The sequence below is a fragment of the Corynebacterium sp. L4757 genome, assembly GCF_043673995.1.
GTDB lineage: Bacteria > Actinomycetota > Actinomycetes > Mycobacteriales > Mycobacteriaceae > Corynebacterium.
In genome coordinates, this window is record NZ_JBIMEN010000026.1 from 1 (window position 1) to 4,655 (window position 4,655).

Here is a 4,655-nt window from a genome sequence, read left to right on the forward strand (position 1 = left end):
TGTTAGGACCACGGATTTAGTAACACCGTGGTGAGTATCCAGTAACGCCCGGGTGAGTATCGAGTAACACCCGGGCGTTGACTATGCGCCGCTACTGCGTATTGGCTTCGAGGCGCATGTTCGGACCTTCCAGCGTGATGATCTCAGCGCCAACGACAAGCCGATTCAGTATCGACTCGGCGATGACAGCATCCGGGATGGACTTGTACCACTCATCGGGCGTGAACTGGGAGGTGACAATGGTTGATCCCCGGTGTTCACGCTCAGCAAGAATGTTGAGCAGCTGGTGTGCTGTGGCAGCATCAATCGGCGTTGTTAAGAAGTCATCAAGCACGAGTACATCCGCCAGGTGGAGATCTTGAAGAAACTCCATGCGTGCTGCGTCATCATGGCGCAGCACCATCAGCTGGTTAGCCAGGGTGTCTGTGCGGAAGAAACGAGCAGAGTAGTCGTTTCTGCACGCAGCGGTAAGTAGTGCTTGGGCCAGGTAGGTTTTGCCGACGGATGATTTGCCGAGGATGACAATGCTTTGCGCTTTTTGACACCATTGGCAGTGAGCGAGTCTGGTGATTTGCTCTTTGTTGAGGTTGCGGCCGGGTGTGTAGGTGATGTCTTCGATACACGCATCGAGATTTGGCGATCGGGATGCTTTGAGTAATTTGTTGACTCGTCGTTCACGCTTGGCCGCAACTTCTTTATCGAGTGCGTAGAGCACCTTGTCAGAAAAACTCCATGAGTCGAAGATGGGATCTGCTGCAATATCAATCACGGTTCGGCCAAAAGCCGTCATCCGGAGATCGGTAAAGACAGGCAGGATCGATTCATCAAGAAAGCGCGCTGATGCTGACGCTGGTTGTGGCTGTGTCATGACTGCGAAGGTCCTTTCTTCGTGAGGTTTTCCATACTGAACTGGGCAGACCCACCCAGATATGCACCGCGGGTATCGCGTGCGTGTTCCACCGGTGGTGTTTCAGGCGGTGTTGCAGCTGGCAGATCATGGCCTGTCGGGCGGGTTGATTGGTCTTTGCGTACCGCGGCCATCATGTTTTTCACCGCGGTATACGACACAGCCCTCCTGGTGCCATCAGGTGCGATCAGGCGTGCACAGGCTTGTTCCAGAATCACTTTGTTGGCGTGTTTGCCCATATTCAGTACGTTTCGGCACGACTGAAATGCCTGGACAGGGATTGCCTTTGCGCTGATGAGTTCTTCGATGACTGTCCGGGTTGCTGGACCGATCTTGGCTGCTTCACGGTAGAAGTACTCACTGGTCCACAATCCTGTGGTATCAGCCATGTTGGCAGGAATATGATCCACATCGGTGACATAGATCCCACGGGCTTGGGCAAGCCGGTGGGTTGCAACACGCTGCCCGGCATCAAAGACGGTTACTTCATTGCCAGTGATACGTACATCGACAGTCCGGCCGACAAGCTGGTAAGGCACCGAATAACGTGCAGTGTTGACGGTGATGTGGAAGTTGGGGGCGACTTTCGCACGTTTCCATTCGGTATGCTGCCACGGTGTTGTGGGAAGTTCGCCGAGTACATCGTGTTCAAACTCGTCAAAGAGCATCCTTCTGCTGGTGTTGTTACCGCGAAACGGTACCGCGTCATTGATGCCGTCAACCAGGCTGCGGATGCGTGCATTGAGTTCATCGAGCCCAACGCATTGATGCCCGTGGAGGGTGTGGATGACTTTTTGGGTGATGATCTTGACTGCTGCTTCTACATTCGCCTTGTCCTTTGGACGCCGAGCACGAGCAGGCAGCGCGGCAGTGTTGTAGTGCTCAAGGAATTCCTCGTAGGTGGAATTGACCTGCCGGTTGCGGTCAGCAGCACTAATTGCGTGTGATGCTGTCGAAGCATTATCAGGCACGATGACTTCAGCAACCCCGCTGAAGTATTCAAATGCTTGGATATGTGCCCACAGCCACGCTTGTTGTCGCTGGTTCGGGCAAGCACAGGCAAATAACATGCCGGAATACGGTAGTGATGCTACGAAAATGCTGACTTTTGCACCTCGGGCATGGGTTGGGTCGAACAGGCGCATTGCGGTGCCGGCCCAGTCGACTTGCATGGTGTGTCCCGGGGCATGGGTAATGCGTGCTGTAAGTCCTGTGACATCGACGTGTTCAGCAACAAGCTGGCGGAAGCGCTCGTAGCTGTAGTAACGCTGGGATGGGTGGGCTGGTTGGGTGGTGTAGCGGCCCCACAGGACTTGGAGGGTGACTTTGTTGCGGCCGGTGCGTGCTTTGGTCACTGCGTCGAAGTCGATGGGTACGAAGTCGCCTTGGGCAGCACTTCGGCCATCAACAAACCATGTGGCCATTTCTTCGTCGGTAATACCGGCGAGTTGTTCGCAGGTTGTGATCTGGTGTGCCGCTATTGTGTGGCGGGCTTTTTGGACTGTGGTGTGTGAGCATCGCACAGTCGAGCAGATTTGGCGGACGGACCAGCCTTGTAAGACTAGGTCCATCACGGCCCGGTAATCAGTCACGATCGGACTCCTCTGATGATGCCGCGTGCCCTGTTGTCACGCGGTCAGAAGAATCTTCTCCCAAAGCGTTACTCGATACTCACCATTGCGTTATCCGATAGTCACCACGGTGTTACTAGATACCCCCGCGCAACAGTATCCGCGAAACAGGTACTGATTCCTGCATCCCTACGACCTTTCCTGTGCGAGCAATTTTCCACGCACAGAAGCAAGTATAAAAGTATGCAAAAGTAATGCCTACACTTGTCATGTCCACAATCCACGACAACGCGGCTCGTCCAAACCATGGGGTAATTAAGCAAATTGCAGCAATAAAGAAGATGGAATTTCTTGGGGTCTTGAAACGAGAATCAAGCTCACCGAGTTGCTTCGGTATTAGGTTTGCGTTGCCCAATGAGTAAACAACACGGCTCGACGCAGTAAAGAAGCCGTTTAGCCCAGTAAGGACTCCCATGGTAACTGCCACCACCATCAAAACCAACCCTAGTGGCCCTATGGCGTCAGCAATCGCCATCCCAGGAGGCCAAGCAGATTCCTCATATTCCGAATAATTTGTTCCTACAGCAAGGACTGTAGCTACCATCATTGCCATATAAATAAGTGTCGCGGCAATTATTCCCCATAGCAACAACCCCAGAGCTTTTCGAGCTGAAAAATTGAACTCTCCTGCGAGTTGAGGAACACTATCAAATCCAACGTACGCCCACGGTGCAAAAGCAACCATCGTAAGAATCGCCGCAACAATTGAAGCATCAGCCGGGATACCTGCAGGCAGTTCTGGACGTTCAATAAGATACTTCACAAATAAGGTGATTGTAATGAGGACAACCGCTGCAATCATTAGCACTATGAAGTGTCCCAGGTTTTGTTCCGTTTGAGTAGATGGGAAGATCTGGAACATGCCAAGGAAATTTGACCAGGATGCGAAGGACCGTGTGGTCCGTCTCGTGGAAGATCGCATCTTGGCGGAAAGCATGTCGATGCAAGCCGCGTGCCAGGCAGTAGCCCCAAAGCTGGGGGTTTCATGGCACACAGCTCGTCAATGGACCCAGCAGGCCCGCCGTGCAGGAAACATCCCAGAACCCGTGCCCGAAGATTTGGCTGCCGAAAACGCGAGGCTACGCCGTGAAAATCAAGAGCTCCGCGACACCAATGAACTTCTGAAGGCTGCCTCAGCTTTTTTCGCGTCGGAACTCGACCCAAAACGTCGGAAATGATCCGGTTCATCGATGAATACCGGAGTAGTTTCTCCGTCGAGTTCATCTGTAAGACGTTGAAAAATAACCGGGCTGGTGGGTTTATCACCTCGCGTGGGTATCGCCAATCCAAGGCCCGTGGATTAAGTGCTCGTCGCCTTCGCGATGCTGCGCTGGTTGATCGCATTAGTGCTGTTCATCGGGATAATTACGGTGTTTACGGTGTGCGGAAAATGTGGCATGCGCTTCGCCGTGAAGGAATTGATATCGGTCGTGAACAAACCGCCCGGCTGATGCGCTTGGCCGGTGTTTCTGGCAAAGGCAAAGGCGGATCACCTATCACAACCCGAAAAGCTAACACGCCTGATCTGCGCCCAGACTTAGTCGAGCGTGAATTCAAAGCCCAGGGTCCGAATAAACTGTGGGTGGCCGACATTACGTATGTGCGCACGAAGAAAGGCTTTGTGTATGCCGCGTTTGTCACCGACGTTTACTCCCGACGGATTGTTGGGTGGGCGTTATCAGACTCGATGCGGACCGAAGCACTGCCACTGCAAGCTCTCAACCAGGCGATCGTGTGTGCTGAGGAAACAACAGGTCTCATTCACCATTCGGATCACGGGTCGCAGTATGTCAGCGTGGTCTACAACGAGCGACTTGCCCAGCACGGGATTGCCGCTTCCACCGGAAGTGTCGGCGACTCTTACGACAATGCTCTGGCCGAAAACGTTAACGGCTCCTACAAGAACGAGCTGATCCATACCCGCAGGTGGGATGACGTGATCGAGGTAGAAATCGCGACGTTCGAGTGGGTGTCATGGTGGAACGAGACTAGGCTCCACCAAAGCTTGGGATACCGAACTCCGGTCGAGGTGGAAACCGAATTTTGGAAGCAGACCCCGCCACAGGAAATAATGGAAATCAAGGCAAACGCCTAGGAACAAAACTCGGGGCACTTCA

The 4,655-nt window shown here is 53.4% G+C and carries 4 protein-coding genes; 1 reads left to right on the forward strand and 3 read right to left on the reverse strand.

Going from position 1 to position 4,655, the window contains the following annotated elements; all coding sequences use genetic code 11:
* Positions 1-91: 91 nt before the first annotated feature.
* The 3 genes from ACG98I_RS13775 to ACG98I_RS13785 all read right to left on the reverse strand — a co-directional run bounded on the left by ACG98I_RS13775 (position 92) and on the right by ACG98I_RS13785 (position 3,400).
* Positions 92-868, reverse strand: coding sequence for an ATP-binding protein (locus ACG98I_RS13775; protein WP_394719293.1), 777 nt, complete (start codon positions 866-868; stop codon positions 92-94).
* A complete protein-coding gene (gene istA, locus ACG98I_RS13780; protein ID WP_394719292.1) occupies positions 865-2,499 on the reverse strand; it encodes an IS21 family transposase in 1,635 nt (544 codons plus the stop codon). The genes ACG98I_RS13775 and istA overlap by 4 nt, the downstream gene beginning before the upstream one ends.
* Before the next feature lie 115 nt (positions 2,500-2,614).
* Positions 2,615-3,400, reverse strand: a complete 786-nt coding sequence (locus tag ACG98I_RS13785) for an APC family permease (protein ID WP_394721112.1) — start codon at positions 3,398-3,400, stop codon at positions 2,615-2,617.
* Between ACG98I_RS13785 and ACG98I_RS13790 the strand changes: the two genes are divergently transcribed.
* A protein-coding gene (locus ACG98I_RS13790) for an IS3 family transposase (protein ID WP_394721111.1) occupies positions 3,399-4,633 on the forward strand; the annotation gives its coding sequence in 2 pieces (ribosomal slippage) (positions 3,399-3,687 and positions 3,687-4,633; 1,236 coding nt in all). The two genes, ACG98I_RS13785 and ACG98I_RS13790, sit on opposite strands and share 2 nt — an antisense overlap.
* Positions 4,634-4,655 lie beyond the last annotated feature (22 nt).